Source organism: Legionella cincinnatiensis (assembly GCF_900452415.1).
In the GTDB taxonomy this organism is placed as follows: Bacteria; Pseudomonadota; Gammaproteobacteria; order Legionellales; family Legionellaceae; genus Legionella; species Legionella cincinnatiensis.
In genome coordinates this window covers 1,315,199-1,334,849 of the sequence record NZ_UGNX01000001.1, presented here as the reverse complement: position 1 = coordinate 1,334,849, position 19,651 = coordinate 1,315,199, and the positions used below count along the sequence as shown (strand labels likewise).

The following is a 19,651-nucleotide window of genomic DNA, read 5'->3' as shown; positions in this document are numbered from 1 at the left end:
ATATGATAAAACGTATCAAATTATTTATAAGTACCCTGCTTCTTCTAACCGCTTCTGCTACATATGCGGCTGATGAAGCCTCACCGATTCCGAGTCTTGCTCCGGTTTTAAAAAATATAATGCCGGCTATTGTTAATGTTGCAGTACAAGGTTATTTGCCTGCTGATGCAACACCTCCTGGAGCCTCTTCTAGAAATGATGATGAAGCACTGAATACCCGACGCCCTCATCAAGCAGCTCCAGAAAAAGGACGTAAATTTGAAAGCATTGGCTCTGGTGTTATTTTAAATGCCCAAAATGGAATTATTATTACCAATGATCATGTCATTCGTAATGCTACCCTTATCACCATAACCTTAGAAGATGGCCGACGATTGAAGGCAAAATTGATTGGTAGTGATAGTGAAACTGATTTAGCGGTATTAAAAATCAATGCTACAAATCTAAAATCGTTACCTATAGGTGATTCAGATCAATTGCAAGTGGGTGATTTTGTAGTTGCTATCGGTAATCCTTTTGGCCTAAATAGTTTTGGTAATAGCCAGTCAGCAACTTTTGGTATTGTCAGCGCTTTAAAACGCAGTGATTTAAATATTGAAGGTGTAGAAAACTTTATTCAAACTGATGCAGCAATTAACCCAGGTAATTCTGGTGGTGCTTTAGTAAATACCAAAGGAGAATTAATAGGAATTAACACAGCGATTCTTTCACCCTATGGTGGGAATGTAGGTATAGGATTTGCCATCCCTATTAATATGGCTAAAGATGTAGCACAACAAATAATCAAATTTGGCTCTATTCACCGAGGATTAATGGGTATATATGTTCAACATTTAACCCCTGAACTTGCCCACTCCTTAGGCTATTCTGAAGATTTTCAAGGGGCATTAGTATCACAGGTTAATCCAAACTCTCCTGCTGAACGAGCTGGTTTAAAGTCAGGTGATATAATTACTCAAATTAACAATACTAAAATCACCCAAGCAACCCAAGTAAAAACAACAATCAGCCTCTTACGTGTGGGCTCAAATGTTAAAATGATTGTTCAACGTGATGGTAAACCTATTACCCTTGATGCTGTTGTAACTGACATCAAATCTCATGAGCAAAAACTTCAGTCTGAAAATCCTTTCCTCTATGGATTAGCATTAAGAAATTTTGAGCAAGAAACTCCACCTCATGGTAATGTAATAGGGGTACAAGTTGTTGGGGCCTCAGAAACAAGTGCAGGATGGCGCGCTGGTCTAAGACCCGGAGATATTATTATTTCTGCAAATAAAGCTCCTGTAAAAGACGTGAAGTCTCTGCAACAAATCGCGCTGCAGAAAAAGCAAGAGCTATTGGTTCAAATACTACGTGGACCTGGCGCAATGTATTTATTGATTATTTAGTTTTTTTCATAGCCTGGGTAAAACCATACCCAGGCTCAAATTGCTTTTATTCACAATACCTACGATAAAAAATATAACTCAATCCATTTTAAATAGCATCTTTTCCCGGTTAAAAATTAACCCACTCCAATCAAAAATTACCATTATTTCCTGAATTTAAACTCATATTAAATAAAAATATAAAAAAATCCCTTAATAGACTTGACATACTCTCATTAAAACGACAAAATCACGCGTCTTGTGGCTATGTAGCTCAGCCGGTTAGAGCGCGGCACTCATAATGCTGAGGTCGGTGGTTCGAGTCCACCCATAGCCACCATTACCAAAGGCTCTATTCCGAAGGCATCGCGGCTCTTTCGGCTCTTTCCCAATTACGGGGGCACTCACTATTTAAGGCTCTTTCCCATTTACGGGGGCACTCACATTTAACAGCACAGCACCCTAACACGAGTTCTGTAATTTTCAAAGTTACGAAAGCCATAAGCTCTTCTTTGAATCAACTTCATCTTTCTATGAAAGCCTTCAGTAATCCCATTAGACTTTCTGAAACGCCACATACGCACTATCTCTTCCTTCCATTGACAGAAAGTCTTTCCAAGAGCTGCCAGGGCTTTAAACGGACTATTTTTTAACTCATCAAGCTTATCTAAAAATAGAGGAATCATTTTTTTACACCAATCTTTATTCATGGATTTATGTAGGAGCAATGAATGAAGTTGTTGCTGAAATTGATATATAGCATTTATTGCTGGGTTATCTTCGAGAAAGGCATCACGTTTAAGCATTCGTTGGGGTGATAATCTATCAGGGCGTGTACGCAGTAAAGCCAAGATGCCTCTGTTATTTTTTATTTGGCCCGATAATTCGCGGTAGGTCATCATACATTGATGTTGAAGTAAGCGAATGACATGAAAGCGGTCAGCCACTATTTTGGCATTGGGAAAATGTTTTTTAACAATGGAACGGTACGTACTACTTAAGTCCATACACACTTTAACGCGTTCCTTTCTTACCAAAGAAGCAAGATAACTCGAAAGGTCTGTCTCACTTCTTCCTTTAACAATATCAAAAATTTTATGTTTCTTAAGGTCACAAATCGTTGTGGCAAATCCTTGTTTTCGACTAAAAAAATGTTCATCAATACCCAGCAAGCGTAGCCTGGTTGCTCGCAACCAGGATTTATCAAAGGGGCCGCTTTTGTAATAATAAAAACTCGGGGCGGTACGTATTTTTTTACGCTGGCATTAAAGGATCGAACATCAGGTGAAATCCTGGTTGCGAGCAACCAGGCTACGCGTGCTATATATCGCGGCTCTTTCCCATTTACGGGCATTAATCAAGAACACAAAACTTTAACCCTTAATCTGGAGTTTTCAAAATTTCTAAAACCATAAGCGCAATGTTGAATGAATTTCATCTTTTGATGAAAGCCACTTAGTCAGATTTCCGTTTTTTCAGGGCAAGATCATTTTCAAATACACGTTTTACTTACCTAGTAAATTTCAACAGTTATCCTTGATATAAAAAATGCTTATAATGACGAAGTATAAAATTTATTGATTGAAACACTGGGGGTATTTAATGAGAAAAGAAATAGAAGCTGATCTACAGAAAAAACAGGAAAAGCCCCTTCAAAACATTTCAACCGTAGATAAGCTATACATAATTCCTTATTATGAATTAATGCTTTCTCTTCCAGCAGAAGAACGCGAATATATTATTACTGAATTGGATAGTGATGTGGTTATTGAACGAGCTCAATTACTCTGCAAAGAGCTTTCACAAGATGAACTGGTGGGTTTAAACATTAAGGAGTCACGAATTTTATTTTTGGCAGCACTAAGAAATTTAAGAGAGGGGAAAATATCGGTAAATCAATTAGCAACACTCCATATTCTTGATTCAGCAATTCGTACTTTATATGTAAATCCCATGATATATTTTATTCATAAATATGTGAATGATAATGATGAACTCACAACAACGTTTAATCTGTTTTCCTTAGCGAATCTACAAGGGATACCTACTTCGGTTAAAAGACTTATTTACAACGCGATGATTCTACCCAAAAGTGGTATGTCAGTATCTGATATGCCATGGCGAATGCGAAAACCATTAATGCAACGTTTTTTCAATTTTAATAACTCCGAATGGAGTCATTTTTGCGAAGAAATGGCCAAAGCTCCTTCTACAGAGCAATTTTTTCATATTCTGGTCACTCCGGAAGAAGGGTGTTGGTCTAGTATTATTGCCAATATACAAAAAGTATTAAAATGCATGCGTGTATTGGATTGGCTTGTTGATTCCCAAGATGGATTAGTAACAGAAAAAATAATGCTTGTGCCAAGCTTTAGCATGTTTCAGGCAGCCATCAATGCAAAAGCAAAGACCTTAGGTAGAAATCCCGTAGAATTAATTCCCACTTATGGTTATGTTGACCCTGAACATTACGCTGACTTAAAATCTTTTGGAAAAATCGCTATGGCTATGTATATGCCAGAAAAAAGCATAGCAAATAGGTATCAAAATGATTGGGGCGGATTTAGAACGAAAATTGACGGCCATCCATCAGAAACAGCCTTTGCTGGTGCCATTCACGATGTATATCATGCAATGCGCGAAATAGCAATGTCAGAGAATGTTGCTAAAGCCAGAATGCGGCTGGCATGGATAGCAAAGAACCATCCCCAAAACTTTCAAAGTCGTCCTGTCGATGAAATTTTGGTGGATGGTGAGTTAATTCATTCATACCCCCCTGATATTGATACAGTTTTTGATCCTGAATACCGATCATCGTATGCGGAAGCCTTTGGTGATTTATTTTATGTACCTTCTTTAAAACCTGCTTTGCATAAAAATTTGAAACGTGCTTTTATTGAAGATATGGTTGTAAACAAAGAAGAATGGGAAAAACAATATCATTTAGGTAAATCAGATTTAAGAAATAAAGATCAAAAAATCTATGAAGAAATAGAATCCCAACAACTTGGAAAGCCTATAGACGATACAGTTGTTAGTTTTAGAGATGTACAAACCATGAATAGAATTGGTTTTTTAGGAAATAATCCTCAAAGAAATTCGCATTTAGATTCCTCGTCAAAAAATTTATTAAGGTTCTAGAAACTATTCAGAATTTTTTTCGCAAATACTTGGTCCCCTAGACTTATTTCAAGCTAGGGGATATGAACTTCCTCTTATAAGACCTAATTTAGAAAATTGATTTGCAAATAATAAATTCTATTTCGCTTTTACCAATATTTTGAATTGATGAACAATAGACATAAGTTTATGGTTACAACGTAAATCAATTTTTTCTAAATATTTTAGTTGCAATAATGACGTAGGCAATTCTGATAAATCATTATTACGAAGATCTAAATATAAAAGCATAATCAAAGTCTATTTCTGCGCTTGCTAAATTTATAAACTCTACTTTGAATTATTCTATTAGGTTTTACATAATAATAGGCTGTACGGTGCCTAATCATATTGCGTGTCAGTAGGATTGATAATGAGTTGATACAAACGCTCTAATTGCTTTTGTGTGACCCTATGGGTGGATAGCTCAGGAAGTTGATGGAGAGGAAAATAATCCAAATCAAGGATTTCTATGTTAGGCTCAAAGTTTTCGGATAGAATTTGGGCGTAAAAAATTAATTTATAACTATGCGGCCATTGTGGCGGATGATCGTGCTTTAATTTATCCCACACAGCCAGTAATTTTATGATTTTGACATCATAACCCGCTTCTTCGCGGACTTCACGGATAATGGCCTCTGAAGGTGACTCAGATACATCGATCCAACCACCCGGCAAAGACCAAAGCCCGTCTGATCTTTCTTTGACTAATAATATTTTTTCATTCTGGAGAATGACTGCGCGAACATCTATTTTGGGAGTCGGATAGCCTTTTTCTACTTGAAAATGTCCGTGGATAACCTCTACCGATTGTGAGGAACAGTAAGCAGCCATTTGTGCCACAATTTGTTCAATTCGCTGAAACCGTTCGATATCGTAGCTATTCTTCGAATAGGTTAAGCCCGCTTGGCAAAGTCCTTGCAGTTCAGTTATCCATTTGAACCAACACTGTTTGTCCATGATCACATTCATTGAGAAAGTTTATAAAATCATGAATTACATGATGCTTTATAGATAAGATACAATATTTTTCTACTGATTCCAATTAAATGCTCTATCCAGTCTCCACAAGCCTGTATCGTTTATGAAGTGGTTATGATTTACCTAAGATTGCGATGATTTCTAAGCAATTTAAGCACTTAAAACTATTCTATACTTTCATAAATAACGCAATTTTCATTATCCAAGGAGAGCTAAATGAAAATAGCTTCAATAATTTTGCCTAGCAAATTTAAAATCGGGCTTGGTCTCCTGACGGTTTTATCCTTTTTTTCACAAAATGCTTCTTCTGCTGAACCTGAAAATAACTCCTGTGCTTATGCTTGCATGGATTGGACTTTAGGCAGCACACAAATGGAACAAGCAGAGCAAAACTTCAAAAATAAGACTGGACAAGATGTACATTTTGGTGTTGGCACATTTATGGGAGAAGGCGATCAAGTTGGCACCGATAAGCATTTAGGGAGTTGTTTTCGGCTAGTATTTAAAGATGATCAAAAAGATATCATAGCCCAAGTAGTAAATACAGGATATGACATGAACAATCCCAATCAATTTGATTTACAAATGGGGGCTGGCGGCATGGGCGCATTCAATGCATGCGTAGGAGATCCCAAGATTAGCATGTATTCCGGCAGTAAGTCTCAATGGGGGCTCGTATATGGTGGCATTCAAAACGAAGTTGATTGCAGTAATTTGCCAGAATATCCCATGGTAGTAAGTAGTAATGGTCAAACTAATAACCTACAAATGTTATGTAAATATGGCTTTGATAATAAATACAGAGGCGAGAATGGTTTAAATTATAAATTTAAATATGTACCAGAACGAGTAAAATGTCCTGATGAACTCACTCAACTCACAGGATTTAAACGTAAAGATGATCCACCTAATTATGAGTTATTGCTTTTTAAACCCTGCAACCTAGGAGATAAATACTCGATTGCTTGTGCTATGACGCGTATGATGGATTGTGCGAAACCAACTGCCTCTTGGACTGATCACGTTAAAGATTTAGCTGTTTCTGGGCCACTACCTGCCTGCCAAAGAGATGGTTATACGCGTCAGGATAATGTAAATGCTCCTTCAGCCGCTTCATCTCAGTGCACTTCAGAACCACAACAAAGTTCTTATTGTAAAGAACATCAGGGTTCGGAGGTAGGTTTTTGCAGTTGGGATGGAGGAAACTCTACTGGTGGCGACTATTGCAATATTGATAAGTCTCATTGTTTAAGTTGTGGCGGCGGCAGCTGGTGTACTTGCAATAATGGTCAGCTTAACAGGTGCACTAATTCCTAAAAGAATTTAAAGCTGCTCGCTGAAATTTGCTTTTTCTTTAAAGATAGTGCATCGTTTATTAATGCTTATAAGCCAGCAAAAAAGGATATCAAATGCCAACACAAGAGTGGCCAGCTCATGATTATGCAATTGGCTCCTATATTCAAGCAAACATTGCGAGTAACTATTTAAAATATTTGGACATAAAACCAACGGATTACGTCTTAGATATTGGATGTGGCAATGGATCATTTAGTCGAAAAATTCTGAATAAATTTCCTCAAAACCATTTTTTAGGCGTAGATGCCTCAGAAAATATGTTGGCATTAGCAAAAGAAGAGTTAGCTGATTATCCAAATGCTAAACTGCAACATGCCGATGCATTAACCTTGCCCTTTATCAATGAATTTGACTATGTTGTCTCCTTTTGGTGCTTACAATGGTGTGCATTCGCCATAGATAAAGCATTTCTCAATATTCATAGAGCCTTAAAGACAAATGGAAAAGTATTCGCCCTTTTCCCTTCTGGCGATGATCCCTTTATTCTCAGCTATTATCAAGTAAAAGAGTCTCACCAATTTTCTTGCCTCAATGAATTTAAAGCGCCCGTAGAGTATGGCCACTTTCAAAACTTAGAAGAAAAAATACACACACTTCCCTTTAAACACATCAAACTTGAACGGCTAAAGCATCAAATTCGTTTACCGAATTTGGATATTTTTCGTAAATTTGTAAATGGTATTGCTTTTTTTCAAGGCCAAGTCCCTAAGGAACAAATAAACCTTATTAATGAGTCTTTAGTGAGGGTTTATGAGCAAGAATGCCAAGAGAAGTTTGCCGGGGAGTATTGGTTTATTTTTTCTGTTTATGTAGTACAAGGCGAAAAATAATTACGCCCAGCCTGTGTAGCAAGTTTAAATATCACAGGCTTGCATCTATAAGACACATAGAGAATACAAATTAACCCACTTTAAAATGATTAGTCATTGATATTTATATTGAGAAATTCTTGAATATTTTTTAATGTTAATAGCCCTTTTGTTCTAAGTGCTTCCTGAGTATTAAAACCTATATGTGGGGTAGCTATCAGATTAGGAGCCTCAAAAAGAGTATAATCAGTCGGTAGTGGTGGTTCCATATCAAATACATCTATTGCTGCACCAGCAATTAGTTGTTGTTCTAAGGCGTGTTTGAGATCACTACTTACTACAATAGGACCTCTGGCACAATTAATTAAATAAGCAGTTTTTTTCATTTTAGATAAAAGTTTTAAATCAACCATACCTCGGGTTTCCTTAACAAGAGGAATATGTAGCGTTATAAAATCCGATTGTGAAAATAAATTTTCTAAGGTTAATTGCGAATTTTTACCATAAGCGAGTGTTTTCATTTGAAATGCTTCAGCAAGTCTTTTGACTTCTGACCCAATCGCTCCTAAACCTACAATGCCTAATATTTTATTTTTTAATTCAATGCCTGTATTGGTCGTAGCTTTTTGTCTCACTTTCTGGTTATTACCAGGAATATCGCGTGCTAAAGAGATCATAAACCCAAACACAAGTTCCGCGACTGCAGTATTTGCATACCCAGCGGCATTTTTCACTAAAATATGTCTCTGATTCACAACATCCATATCAATATGATCAATTCCTGCAAATGCAACAGCAATCAATTTCAATTCTGTTGCTGCATGAATCACTGCAGCGGACAAGGGACGATTGGTAAGCGCAACAATATGAGCATCTTTGATATGATTGATTAATTGCTCATCAGACCAATTCCGACTGTCACATTCCGTAACCGTCTCATTGAATAGTTCAGAATGAATTTCATCGCTAGTCACACCTATTGGTTCAATAATCGCTATTTTCATTTTTAATCCTTTAATCGAATCAGCATATTAAATTAGATCGAACAGAATACAGAAAAATTAAAATACAACAGTCTACAGATAAATACTCTAAACTTTAAGACACGTTCATTAAAGCAATGACATGCTTTACTCGGCTCCAAATTTCGTCCATCCAATCTAAATGTTCCGATTTCATCAAGCAAGAGCGTAAAAGTGTGACATGTTCATCATCCCATTCCAGGTGTGCCCAGTGGGATTTTAATATTGATTTTGGTAACTTGATTAATGCGAAATGTAAATCTGATTGTGCCGATAAATCAAAAAATTGTTGACTAAGATTTGATATTGCTTTGACATTTGGTGCTTTAGGTGCCCACACCACGATATCTAACTCAGGAGGCATTGCCACTAAAAATTTAGGATGATCAACAAGATTTTGATACAGCATCAATGCTGCCTGTATTGATTTTTCCAAATCCATAGCAAACTGAGCATTTCGTATTAAAGGTAAAAGTTGTTGTGTTGCCCACAATGCCACAGCAGAAGCACCAGGTCTTGAGCATTCTAAACTAATCTCTCCAAGATGTAGTTCAGAGGAACTAAAATAAGTATAAGGAGAATCATGTTTATAAAACCGCCCTACTGAGGTATCTTTAAATAAAATGCATCCACATCCATAAGGTTGCAATCCGTGTTTATGAGGATCGACTACTAAGGAATCTACCTCGATCAGATGATTAAAATGCTCTGTTGTAGAAGCTGGTAAATTACTACATAGAGTAAAATAACCGCCATAAGCACAATCAGCATGAATTCGAAAAGAATAAATCGATTTGAGCTGCAAAATTTCAGTGAGCGGATCAAGCGCTCCAATGCTAGTGGTACCTAAAGTAACAACTACTGTTCCTACATCCCCGACTTTCAATTTATTTTCAAAATCTACTAAGTCCATTTGTCCTTTATCATTAACAGCTACTGCCTCAAAAGGGATTCCTAAAACAGAACAAAGACGCTGATGTGTATAATGTGCTTGTGATGAAGCGAGAATTTTTTTACCTGGATTAAGTTTACTGGCAACCCATAGAGCCTCTAAATTTGCCATTGTTCCACCACTACAGAGATGACCTATATGTGTTTCCCAGCCAAACATCTGTGCAATATGAGCAACAGCTTGCTTTTCCATGGAGGAACTGGCTCTCCCCCCATCAATGGCATGATTATTAGGATTTATCCACAAAGCAAGAGTATACGCTAAACGCGCGATAGGATGTGGCGGCTTAAGCATTTGACCAGCATATAACGGGTGCGGATAAGGAAAGTTATCACGCATCTTTTCAGCCACTGTCAGTAAAACACTCCGTATCGATTCTATATCTGCCTCTTGCATATAAGGAGGTAAATGGCCAAACCCCATCTCCAGGCAATTAAGAATTTCAGGCATTAAAGATAATGAATTTTTTTCTAACATGAAGCATCCTTTGCAAATGATTATACTAGAAGCTGTTCAACAGCCCCTAGCCAAATCCTAGCACACATCGACATGCTTTATACTTAAGTTGTGCAAGAAAAAAATTTACTTTTTTTATTTACAAATAGCAATTAATTAGCAACATCAATACACGAGTGAAATCGTTCATTAGTGCTCTGATCTCTTCCCCATTCCGCGTATATGACATGATGGCCTGTACGTTCTGGAACATTGCAGGTCATATGAAATTTATTATTTGCCTTATCTGCCCAAATGGTATTCTTATCTTGAGACGGATTTTTATCATCCCATGCATACTCACAGAAAGGTTCTGTTTCAAAATCACTCCATTTGAGGGGTTCATTTTTATTAAATTGGTAATCAGATTTAGTAATCCAATAGCGAAAATGCTCCGTGTCACTAAAGTGAGGACCATAAGAAACATCCCACACAAATTCTTGAGGATTATTAATTCCTTTATTGGTTGGCCAATCAATCGCAGCATCCCAAGGGGAAGCTTTTCCTTTAAATGTTTCACTGTCAAAGCCACAAACATGTTGGGGTAAAGTAATATTTTGATAATAACCGCGAGTATGACTTAATACACTCATAAATTGGTAGACATCATGATTGTAGCTCCCATCTTCCTTTGTCAAAATAGGGCGACATTCTTCATAAGGGAGTTTATTGCCAGGTTCGATATGATGTGGCTGGGTTGTTTTACCACAGAAATATTCTCGCGACATTGGTTTTTCTATTAAACCATGACTGTGTGCTGACAGTTGGAATAACATGAAGAAACCACCGATAAATAACAAATCATACCGAGTAACAAACATACTAATACCTCAATAATTAATTACAACGGTCTAATTTAGCACAAAAATGAACAAGATGCAGTTTTCTTTTAAATTTTCAAGTGAGATTTTACATGCTGAGCAATCATCAACTCTTCATTTGTGGGTATCACACCAACTACAACGGTACTGTCTTTTTCACTAATAATTGGTGCATTATTGTTGTTCGCTGCGTCATTAATTTTAATTCCTAACCAGCTTAAATGAGCACTGATTTTTTTTCGTATCAATGGAGCATGCTCGCCAATCCCAGCTGTAAATACGAGTGCATCACAACCACCAAGAGCCACTAATAATGAGCCTGTTTCCAGAGCTGCACGATAACAAAATAAATCAATAGCCTCTAATACTCGTTCATCATCGAGATGTTTTAATAATTCACGTACATTATTACTCAATCCTGATACACCTAATAAGCCTGACTCATTGTAGAGCAAATGGGTTACTTGTTTCGTCGAGTACTTTTTTTGCTCTAATAAATATAAAAGCACTCCAGGATCAATACGGCCACATCGAGTTCCCATCATTAACCCATCCAATGCCGTAAACCCCATTGACGTAGCGACACTTTTTCTTTGATACATAGCGCACATGCTTGCTCCATTACCTAAATGAGCCATAATGACACGTTTATTTCCTATTTCACCCATATACTCGGTGATTACTGAGGCTATGTATTCATAAGATACCCCATGAAATCCATACCGTAAGATTCCTTCATCGCTTAATGATCTTGGTAGTGCAAAAAGTGTTGCTAATCTCTTTTGGGTCCGATGAAAAGTAGTATCGAAACAGGAAATCTGCGCTAAGTCTGGGTATAACTGATTAATGATTTTAATCGCCTCCAAATTATGGGGCTGATGTAAAGGAGCCAATGGTATTAAACTTGCAATTTTTTGCATTACATCATCAGTAATCAACGCAGGACAGGAAAAAAATGACCCTCCATGCACAACTCGGTGTCCTACTGCTTCAAGCGTAATAGAATCAGATAAATCATTTAACCAGTTAAAAAATATCTTTAAGCCGGCTTCATGGCCCTGTGAAGTCATCTCTTGATTGAATACTTGATCTTGGCTTGCATTAAAAATATTAATTTGAGGTGACTCATAAAGATCTTGAATTTGGCCATGATAATACAACTCCAAATGCTGATTATCGCAAGTAAAAAGCGAAAATTTAATGCTTGAGGAGCCTGAATTAATCACCAAGATCAGTTTATTCATGGATGTAATCCTGATTTCGTGCATAGATTAAGGCCATAGCACAAGACGCTTTACGAGAACTCCCATCACTGCTACGACTCGTCAAAATAATAGGAACTCGTGCTCCAATTACAATACCCGCAGCCTCAATACCCGACAAAAAAGTCATTTGTTTGTACAGCATATTGCCCGCCTCTAGGTCGGGTACAACCAGAATATCCGCATCCCCTGCAACCTGAGAATAAATTCCTTTTTCTCGAGCTGATTCAATGGAAATTGCATTATCAAATGCAAGTGGTCCATCCACAATTCCACCCGTAATTTGGCCTCGCTCTGCCATTTTACATAATGCAGTGGCGTCTAAAGTGGATGGAATTTTCTCATTTACAGTCTCTACCGCCGATAAAATTGCTACCTTAGGTTGACCTAGGCCTAATCTGCAAAATAAATCAATTGCATTTTGCACTATATCCTTTTTGGTTTGTAAATTGGGTTGAATGTTTAGAGCAGCATCAGTAAGAAACAATGGTTTAAAATAGTTCGGTGTTTCTAAAGAAAAAACATGGCTCATTCGTCGACCTGTACGCAGGCCCTTTTCTTTATCTACTATAGGACTCATCAACTCATCAGTATGAATTTTTCCCTTCATAATCGCTTCTGCTTTACCTTCCTTGATCATTTTAACAGCAACTTCCGCTGCCTCATGACTATGTTTCGTGGCTACTATTTCATAGGGAGAAAGATTAATATGAGCTTCTTTTGCCGCACTTTGGATTTTTTCGACTGGACCGATAAGTATCGGGATGATTAAATGTTCTTCTGCAGCATCAATTGCGCCTCGAAGTGAAAGCACATCAACTGGATGCACCACTACTGTTTTAAGAGGCTCATAATTTTTTTTCATTTTAATCAGTTGCTTATACCATGAGTCCTTAGATTTTTGAAAAACTACTTTAGGTAATTCAACACCCTCTCTTTTCACTTTTTGAGTTGGCGCAATTACAGTTGCAACTCCTGTTATGACTATTTCTCCTTGTTGATTGGTACATTTACAGTCCAAATTAATACGATGTTTTTCAGCTATTTTCTCCAATACGGTCACAGTAACCGTCACAGTGTCTCCCGGGACTACCGGTGCAGTAAATTTAAGTGTTTGATCCACATAAATCGTTCCTGGTCCTGGCAATTCGGTTCCCAACACCGTGGAGATTAGTGATGCGCCCCACATCCCTTGAGCAATAATTTTATGAAATTGAGTATCTTTCGCATATTCAGCATCCACATGAGCAGGATTAACATCACCAGACATAATTGCAAATAACTCGATATCCTTTTGAGTGAGTGTTCGTTTTAAGCTGGCAAAATCTCCTATTTTAAGTTCATCGAACGTACGATTTTCTATGTATCCCATGATGAAGTGCTCCTAATTCAATAAAATATACCCCACTGAAGGTCCTAGTATAACAATTTTAAAACTTATACTAAGGGAAAAACTCAGAAACTCATAAATAGGTTTACTTGCTTACAAATCCTACTGACACGATGACACTATGCGCGACCGCTTTAGCTATGAATATAAACATACGCACTAGAGCCAACACTTAGCGGATATTTTTCCGGATCATAATCAGTTATAAGAATTTGAACTGGAAAACGTTGAGGTAATAAAAACCAATTATTTTCACTATTGGTAACAATTTGCTCTTGACTTCGTGGATCGGTTACTTGACGACTCGCAGCCCAATTTTTAGAAATAATGACTCCATGATAGGTTTTTTTCCAAAAATAAATTCGTGGATAAATTGTAACTTTATTGCCTGCTTTAACATTTCGTAAATCAGTTTCATTAAAATTAGCCTGAATAAACATATGATCCGTATCAATGAAAGAAAATAGTGGCTTTCGTATTTCAACAGGTGCTCCCAATGCAACAAACATGTTTTGTACAATACCATTATTTTTTGCATAAACTGTTGTTTCATCTAAATCTACTTTAGCATTATGCATATGCGCGATTAAAGACTTGATATTCATCCGTTGAACAATAACATCTTGTTTGTCTTTTTCGAGCGTTTTTTCTAATGCTTTTAGCGTACTCCAAGCTGTATTTTTTTCTTGCAGCAAATTATGCACGGTAACTTTAGGAACAGCACTGTCTCTAAGCGCTAATTGATAATGTTGGTATTCAAATGCAACTTTCTTATAAACATCGCGTTGTGCTTGCACACTATGTTGCGTTATTTCAACTTGTTTTTGTAAGGAAATTAATCGTGCTTTTGCGCTAGCAACCTTAGCCTTATAATTTTGATAGGCTAATTCATAAGGTTTTTTAAATACAGTAAATAATGGCTGTCCAACCTTAACATACTCTTCATTTTTTACATAAATATCAGTGACATAACCTGATACATTTGCGGCAACGGGACGAATGTTAGCAGCCACAAAAGCATTATTAGTGAAAGGAAAATAATAAACAAAATAAAAAATTAACACCACGATGAAAACACAAAGAACCGTTTTAATTGGAAAATTATTTCTAATTTTAGATATCCTAAATGAAATCCTAGATAACATGAGTAAGCCTTATGTTAAACAATATTTATGCGAGCGAATTAAAAGAACGTCATCGATTATCTGGTTTAATTGTCCTAATTCCTTGCCCAGCTCGACAAACATAATGTCCAGGAATACCTCTGGATCCTCTTCTTTTAACGAATCTTTTTTTATTTTATTAAGTACTAAGGATGCTGATTGTGGTGATACAGGAGGCCCAACATTAAGAAGCCTTACTCGCAAAACGTTTAAGTAATCGCGTACCTGAGTAATATTATCATCGATAATAATATGAGATCGTAACTCATCGTTTGCTAAATGGAACACAAGCACACTAACTAAATGATAAATACGTTTTGTATAGAGAAGAGCACTCGTATTCTTACTGGTAAAGGAAGGAGCTTTTCGAGTTTCAAATCGGGCTTCATCATTAAAACGATTAAAATTCGTGAGATCAGTAAGAAACTTATTTTCATGCACAAGAAAATTATCTTTAAGTGTTTGTACTGATTGAGATTTATTCAGAAAATCATTCAAGATATTTATAAGCTGAAGAAGCATATCTGCTAGAGTTCTGAGGACTAGATCGCGCGCATATTGCGGATAGAAATACCGCATAAGACTTAAAGCGATGATAAGTCCAATAATGATATTAAAGGGTCGCAATACAACTACATCGAGGTTGTTGTAATTAATAAGCATCATCACTAGGGTTAAATTTCCTAAAAAGCCTCCATACTGAAATTTACTGCCCATAAAAAAGTATGCATAGATAAATATACCCCCAATTAAGGCAATAAGATTTAGAATTGCAATATTTGCAAAAAAATAAACAATGATAATACTGTAAATAACCGCTGATAGTGTTGCCGTTATACGTAAAAAACTCTTGGTAAGCACTCCACCTACAGTAGAGTATTCAAATAGAACGGATAATGCTGTTACATAACACCAGCCAGGCTCTGGAATAACTAAATAAGTAGTTATCCAGAATATAATCAAATAGGCCAAAGATAAGCGCATCGAACGGAGTAATTTCTGCGAATCAAACCCCATGATAGCCACCACCTAAATCTTGAAATAATACAACGAGAGTTAGCATTTTTTCCAATTTATTTTGATTAATGACCAAATTGAAGTAATCCAACTTAATCTGACAAGACACTACCTCCGATAAGCTGACAATGCCACGACGGTAACGAGAATCAACCAAAGCACAACGTTTTTTTTCATCCAAAAATCCAGATTGATTTTTGAGTAATTGTTCGCTATATGCCGAATAAGCAGATAAAGCATTATCAACTTCTTGCAAAGCCTTTTTTACCGTATCAAGATACGCATAATAGATTGCTTGCGATCGTGCTTGGCTTGCTTGAATGAGCCCAAAGATTGGTGGATTAATCGCCGGTGTATTGATATAGGCTTCATTTAAGGCAAAAGCTCCGTTTGAGATTTGACTGAAACCTAAGAGTGAATCAAGTCTGACAGAAGGTAATAAATTAGCCCATGCAACTCCTATATCTACATTTGCAGCCTTTAATTTTGCTTCTGCTTCACCTACATCAGGACGATTTTTTAGAACTGTTGCCGGTAAATTACCAGGGACTATTGTTAAATCTTTCAATTGATTAAATGAGACTTTAAAAGGTAGAGCGCCTGGATTTTGATTTAATAAAAAATGTAGGGTGTTTTGACTTACAATAATATTGTGCTGTGTAACAACGTATTGTGATTGAGTTTGTTTTATTTGACTGCTTAATGTATCTATTTTATCTTTTGAAATGAGGCCAGCACGGTATTGACTTTGATATAATGAAATCAATTTATTTTCATCATGTAATAAACGTTGATATATTAGTTGTGCCTCACGCTGGGCCAGAAGGGTAAAATAACTGGCTGATACCTGACCTATAAGGACTAACCGTATGCCATCTTGGGCATGAGAACTTGCTTCGACCTGATATTTGGCACTTTTTTGTTGTTTTATTTGCTGAAAAATATTGAGAACATACTGTGGAAATAAAGCCACGAATGCCCCCGGATCTCCTAAATTAGGCATTTGGCTATAACCAGACAGAATACTCATTCCAGGGATCCAATTTAATTTGACTTGTTTTAATTGTGCCTGTGCATATTGAAGATTGGCCGCGGCGATGTGAATACTATTATTATTACGCAGTGCTTGTTGAATCATTTGATCTAATTCAGGGTTATGCAATTGTCGCCACCATGTCATATCAGGCAGATCAATGCGATCATCCATTTTTACTTGAGGGGGTTGCTGAGGCCATTTTGTAGGGACTTGAGGCAATGGTTGATTCGGTCGCGATGAGAAACACCCTTGTAGAAAAACTCCTATCAGAAGAAGTAAAAGAAAAAACGGATTGAATTTTGCTAGACCACGCACAATGGCAAACCGAAGTTTTAATATTGTGATTATTATCATAGGGTCATCATCTTAATAAAAAACAGATTTTGATAAATTGACTTATCCATGAGCGAGTAGTGCACATTACAGGTCTTCGAAAAATTATACATCATCTTGCAATATACCAGTGGGTCTATATGATCGCAACCAAAGCCAACAGATTAAGTTTGTTGAAAATCGCGGTTCAACGGTATACTTAACGCGTTTTTTGGCAAAAAATTCTAACTATTTTTATTTTGATAAGATCTATGTTTCATATTGCTCTTTACCAACCAGAAATTCCTCCAAATACGGGAAACATCATTCGCTTATGTGCCAATACTGGGGCAAAATTACATTTAATACACCCTCTAGGTTTTTCATTACAGGAAAAAGCATTGCGGCGCGCAGGCTTAGACTATCATGAATGGGCCTGCATTTCACAATATGAAAATTGGGAAACATTTATTCTCCAACATCAGCAAAAAACAATTTATGCTTGCAGTGCTCGAGCTGAAAAATGTTATGCGAAGGTGCAATATGCCTCTGAAGACATGTTTTTATTCGGACCAGAATCCAATGGATTACCCAAAGAAATGTTACAACAATTCATTTCACTCTCCATTCCGATGCGTGAAAATAATCGCAGCTTAAATCTTTCGAATGCAGTTGCTGTTATTTTATATGAAGCATGGAGGCAATTGGGTTTTCAATGAAATACCTTTTTAGCATGTATATATAGGCTGTTGACAATTTATCTTTCAAGATCCGACGTCCCACGGCTTGTCCGCGGGATCCAGTAATCTTGATAAATATATAAGTTTATTGCTCAAATACAGATTTTTCTGGATCCCGCGGACAAGCCGCGAGACGTCGGAAACGGAATTGCCAACATATTCTTAATATTTTAATTATTTTTATTTTATGTAAAAATACCACGTTTTATTGCGATGCCCTCACCCTATTTTCCGGCAGAAACCAAGAGTCATCTATAAACTCAAGCTTATTCTAGCTTTTGGTCCATAAAAAATAGTACTGCATCTCGAATAAAATGAGGATAACGATTAACGCCAAGGAAGTTGTCGTTAAATCAAAATCCTAGCAACGGAAACAAACTGTCCAACTAAAAGGAATAAAACAATGAAAAAAATGAATCTCTTCATAATCCTATATTTGATGATTACCATCCCTTGTTATTGCAACAGTCGTTATTTTCTCTGTGGTCCTGATGAAAATGGTTGTTTTTCTGATATCTACCGGTACTGTGCGTGCATTCCTTATAATGATTGGGAAGCCAACAATCCATATTGCCTGGATTTCGATAAACTCATTTGCACTCCTTTATCACAAACAATGCATTGCGACTCGGCTTTAATTTTTAAGAATCAAGGAGAATGTTTGGCAACTATTTTTCAAAGTGAACCTACTCCTCCCTGTCAAATAACCACACATCAATTTTGTGTTGAGCATCATACCCCCATCTGTGATAAGACCGGCCAACCAAACTCGTGTCATTAGCGGTTATTAAAAACTAGGAAACAACGCGAGTTCAACATAAAAGGCATGAAAATGCCTTTTCCGCTAAAAAATGTTATTACCTAACGTATTGTCCCTAGTGAAAGCTTGTTTCTTAGTCACAAGTTAACAATCTTGAGTAAAAGTCAGATTTGAGTTAGGTTGGTTGGATGAAAATAGCCCTTAAAAAGCGCAGCATAGATGGCTAATCCTAACTCTTTAGATTTTGGAGGCATATAGTTAATAGATCTTCAGGTTGTTTCACCAGATAAGTAGGTTGATACTGCAATAAAATTCTTTCTGAATTATAACCCCAAGTCACTGCAATTGACTGGATATTATTCCTTTTTGCAGCCTCAATATCTCGAGCTTCATCTCCTATATAAAAAACGTTACTTTTATCAATTTTATATTTCTTTAAGGTCTTTTTCAGCAAAGAACGTTTCGAAAAATGATTTGATTCGTCATGAATAAAACTAAAAAAGTGGTGAATTTGATTTATCTCTAACCAAATACGGACATTTTCAATCGAATTGGAAGTCAAGATACCAAGACAATATCCAGAATTATAAAAAGTCTCTAATACTGTAGAAATATTAGTAACTGGTTGTATATTTACCATTTGATCGAATAAAAGCCTTCTAATTTCTCGTATTAGCGAAGGTATTTTATAAAAGGGAACACCCAAAAAACTTTTTACTTCTAGAAATGTAAGATCGCGCAAATGTTCGATTTCATGTTTCTCGATCTTTCTTAAATTAAATTGTTCTGCTAATAAATTGGTTGTTTCAATAACACAATCATAACTATTTACTATCGTTCCATCAAAATCAAAAAGTAAATACATAAGTAAATATCCCAAACCCTCGATCGATTATTTCTAAGTGTGACACGGTATAATGGATTTGACCATACCAATTTAGGGACAATAATCATCTTATGAGCTATTTCGGTGGGCTGTAAAATAGCTGTTATAACTTACAATATT

At 36.5% G+C, this 19,651-nt stretch carries 16 protein-coding genes, 1 tRNA gene and 2 pseudogenes; 7 read left to right on the top strand and 12 right to left on the bottom strand.

Annotated features, from left to right (window positions below):
- The first annotated feature begins 2 nt into the window (after nucleotides 1-2).
- On the top strand, nucleotides 3-1,391 hold the full coding sequence (locus tag DYH34_RS05920) for a Do family serine endopeptidase (protein ID WP_058465961.1): 1,389 nt from the start codon (nucleotides 3-5) through the stop codon (nucleotides 1,389-1,391).
- 242 nt (nucleotides 1,392-1,633) lie between these two features.
- Nucleotides 1,634-1,710: transfer RNA gene (locus DYH34_RS05915), tRNA-Met, on the top strand.
- A gap of 106 nt (nucleotides 1,711-1,816) precedes the next feature.
- Here the strand turns inward: DYH34_RS05915 and DYH34_RS05910 are convergent.
- A pseudogene (locus DYH34_RS05910) lies at nucleotides 1,817-2,545 on the bottom strand (ISL3 family transposase); the annotation flags it as partial.
- Between the two features lie 182 nt (nucleotides 2,546-2,727).
- A pseudogene (locus DYH34_RS18695) lies at nucleotides 2,728-2,823 on the bottom strand (transposase); the annotation flags it as partial.
- 149 nt (nucleotides 2,824-2,972) lie between these two features.
- On the opposite strand from DYH34_RS18695, the gene DYH34_RS05900 reads away from it, so the two are divergent.
- Complete coding sequence (locus DYH34_RS05900) at nucleotides 2,973-4,511, top strand: hypothetical protein (protein WP_058464776.1); 1,539 nt, start codon at nucleotides 2,973-2,975, stop codon at nucleotides 4,509-4,511.
- Nucleotides 4,512-4,871: 360 nt separating this feature from the next.
- Here the strand turns inward: DYH34_RS05900 and DYH34_RS05895 are convergent, their stop codons facing one another.
- A complete protein-coding gene (locus DYH34_RS05895; protein ID WP_058464775.1) occupies nucleotides 4,872-5,489 on the bottom strand; it encodes an NUDIX hydrolase in 618 nt (205 codons plus the stop codon).
- Nucleotides 5,490-5,726: 237 nt separating this feature from the next.
- Here DYH34_RS05895 and DYH34_RS05890 point away from each other — a divergent pair, with 237 nt between their 5' ends.
- Both DYH34_RS05890 and DYH34_RS05885 read left to right on the top strand, forming a co-directional pair.
- On the top strand, nucleotides 5,727-6,827 hold the full coding sequence (locus DYH34_RS05890) for an endoglucanase (RefSeq protein ID WP_058464774.1): 1,101 nt from the start codon (nucleotides 5,727-5,729) through the stop codon (nucleotides 6,825-6,827).
- Nucleotides 6,828-6,919: 92 nt separating this feature from the next.
- The gene (locus DYH34_RS05885; RefSeq protein WP_058464773.1) at nucleotides 6,920-7,696 is read left to right on the top strand and encodes a class I SAM-dependent methyltransferase; all 777 of its coding nucleotides are present in this window, start codon (nucleotides 6,920-6,922) and stop codon (nucleotides 7,694-7,696) included.
- Between the two features lie 89 nt (nucleotides 7,697-7,785).
- On the opposite strand, the gene DYH34_RS05880 is transcribed toward DYH34_RS05885, so the two are convergent.
- The 8 genes from DYH34_RS05880 to DYH34_RS05845 all read right to left on the bottom strand — a co-directional run bounded on the left by DYH34_RS05880 (nucleotide 7,786) and on the right by DYH34_RS05845 (nucleotide 17,187).
- On the bottom strand, nucleotides 7,786-8,679 hold the full coding sequence (locus DYH34_RS05880; RefSeq protein ID WP_058464772.1) for an NAD(P)-dependent oxidoreductase: 894 nt from the start codon (nucleotides 8,677-8,679) through the stop codon (nucleotides 7,786-7,788).
- Between the two features lie 94 nt (nucleotides 8,680-8,773).
- Nucleotides 8,774-10,126, bottom strand: a complete 1,353-nt coding sequence (locus tag DYH34_RS05875; protein WP_058464771.1) for a pyridoxal phosphate-dependent decarboxylase family protein — start codon at nucleotides 10,124-10,126, stop codon at nucleotides 8,774-8,776.
- Nucleotides 10,127-10,257: 131 nt separating this feature from the next.
- A complete protein-coding gene (locus DYH34_RS05870; RefSeq protein ID WP_058464770.1) occupies nucleotides 10,258-10,965 on the bottom strand; it encodes a lytic polysaccharide monooxygenase auxiliary activity family 9 protein in 708 nt (235 codons plus the stop codon).
- Nucleotides 10,966-11,033: 68 nt separating this feature from the next.
- Entirely contained in the window at nucleotides 11,034-12,209 is a 1,176-nt protein-coding gene (locus tag DYH34_RS05865; protein ID WP_058464769.1) for an acetate/propionate family kinase, read from the bottom strand.
- Nucleotides 12,202-13,599, bottom strand: a complete 1,398-nt coding sequence (locus DYH34_RS05860) for a bifunctional enoyl-CoA hydratase/phosphate acetyltransferase (RefSeq protein WP_058464768.1) — start codon at nucleotides 13,597-13,599, stop codon at nucleotides 12,202-12,204. The genes DYH34_RS05865 and DYH34_RS05860 overlap by 8 nt, the downstream gene beginning before the upstream one ends.
- Nucleotides 13,600-13,751: 152 nt before the next feature.
- Entirely contained in the window at nucleotides 13,752-14,762 is a 1,011-nt protein-coding gene (locus DYH34_RS05855) for an HlyD family secretion protein (protein WP_058464767.1), read from the bottom strand.
- Nucleotides 14,763-14,771: 9 nt separating this feature from the next.
- Nucleotides 14,772-15,797, bottom strand: a complete 1,026-nt coding sequence (locus tag DYH34_RS05850) for an FUSC family protein (RefSeq protein WP_058464766.1) — start codon at nucleotides 15,795-15,797, stop codon at nucleotides 14,772-14,774.
- On the bottom strand, nucleotides 15,787-17,187 hold the full coding sequence (locus DYH34_RS05845) for a TolC family protein (protein WP_058464765.1): 1,401 nt from the start codon (nucleotides 17,185-17,187) through the stop codon (nucleotides 15,787-15,789). Before DYH34_RS05845 ends, DYH34_RS05850 begins: the two co-directional genes overlap by 11 nt.
- A 230-nt stretch (nucleotides 17,188-17,417) precedes the next feature.
- On the opposite strand from DYH34_RS05845, the gene DYH34_RS05840 reads away from it, so the two are divergent.
- Entirely contained in the window at nucleotides 17,418-17,864 is a 447-nt protein-coding gene (locus DYH34_RS05840) for a tRNA (cytidine(34)-2'-O)-methyltransferase (protein WP_058464764.1), read from the top strand.
- A 424-nt stretch (nucleotides 17,865-18,288) separates the two neighbouring features.
- Entirely contained in the window at nucleotides 18,289-18,666 is a 378-nt protein-coding gene (locus DYH34_RS05835; protein WP_058464351.1) for a hypothetical protein, read from the top strand.
- A gap of 208 nt (nucleotides 18,667-18,874) precedes the next feature.
- Here the strand turns inward: DYH34_RS05835 and DYH34_RS05830 are convergent, their stop codons facing one another.
- A complete protein-coding gene (locus tag DYH34_RS05830; RefSeq protein ID WP_058464352.1) occupies nucleotides 18,875-19,510 on the bottom strand; it encodes an HAD hydrolase-like protein in 636 nt (211 codons plus the stop codon).
- Nucleotides 19,511-19,651: the final 141 nt, after the last annotated feature.

What these genes read in the sequence shown, in the direction of transcription:
- DYH34_RS05920 (WP_058465961.1), top strand. Translation starts at nt 3, where the DNA reads ATGATAAAACGTATCAAATTATTTATAAGTACCCTGCTTCTTCTAACC.
- DYH34_RS05900 (WP_058464776.1), top strand. Translation starts at nt 2,973, where the DNA reads ATGAGAAAAGAAATAGAAGCTGATCTACAGAAAAAACAGGAAAAGCCC.
- DYH34_RS05895 (WP_058464775.1), bottom strand. Translation starts at nt 5,489, where the DNA reads ATGGACAAACAGTGTTGGTTCAAATGGATAACTGAACTGCAAGGACTT.
- DYH34_RS05890 (WP_058464774.1), top strand. Translation starts at nt 5,727, where the DNA reads ATGAAAATAGCTTCAATAATTTTGCCTAGCAAATTTAAAATCGGGCTT.
- DYH34_RS05885 (WP_058464773.1), top strand. Translation starts at nt 6,920, where the DNA reads ATGCCAACACAAGAGTGGCCAGCTCATGATTATGCAATTGGCTCCTAT.
- DYH34_RS05880 (WP_058464772.1), bottom strand. Translation starts at nt 8,679, where the DNA reads ATGAAAATAGCGATTATTGAACCAATAGGTGTGACTAGCGATGAAATT.
- DYH34_RS05875 (WP_058464771.1), bottom strand. Translation starts at nt 10,126, where the DNA reads ATGTTAGAAAAAAATTCATTATCTTTAATGCCTGAAATTCTTAATTGC.
- DYH34_RS05870 (WP_058464770.1), bottom strand. Translation starts at nt 10,965, where the DNA reads ATGTTTGTTACTCGGTATGATTTGTTATTTATCGGTGGTTTCTTCATG.
- DYH34_RS05865 (WP_058464769.1), bottom strand. Translation starts at nt 12,209, where the DNA reads ATGAATAAACTGATCTTGGTGATTAATTCAGGCTCCTCAAGCATTAAA.
- DYH34_RS05860 (WP_058464768.1), bottom strand. Translation starts at nt 13,599, where the DNA reads ATGGGATACATAGAAAATCGTACGTTCGATGAACTTAAAATAGGAGAT.
- DYH34_RS05855 (WP_058464767.1), bottom strand. Translation starts at nt 14,762, where the DNA reads ATGTTATCTAGGATTTCATTTAGGATATCTAAAATTAGAAATAATTTT.
- DYH34_RS05850 (WP_058464766.1), bottom strand. Translation starts at nt 15,797, where the DNA reads ATGGGGTTTGATTCGCAGAAATTACTCCGTTCGATGCGCTTATCTTTG.
- DYH34_RS05845 (WP_058464765.1), bottom strand. Translation starts at nt 17,187, where the DNA reads ATGATAATAATCACAATATTAAAACTTCGGTTTGCCATTGTGCGTGGT.
- DYH34_RS05840 (WP_058464764.1), top strand. Translation starts at nt 17,418, where the DNA reads ATGTTTCATATTGCTCTTTACCAACCAGAAATTCCTCCAAATACGGGA.
- DYH34_RS05835 (WP_058464351.1), top strand. Translation starts at nt 18,289, where the DNA reads ATGAAAAAAATGAATCTCTTCATAATCCTATATTTGATGATTACCATC.
- DYH34_RS05830 (WP_058464352.1), bottom strand. Translation starts at nt 19,510, where the DNA reads ATGTATTTACTTTTTGATTTTGATGGAACGATAGTAAATAGTTATGAT.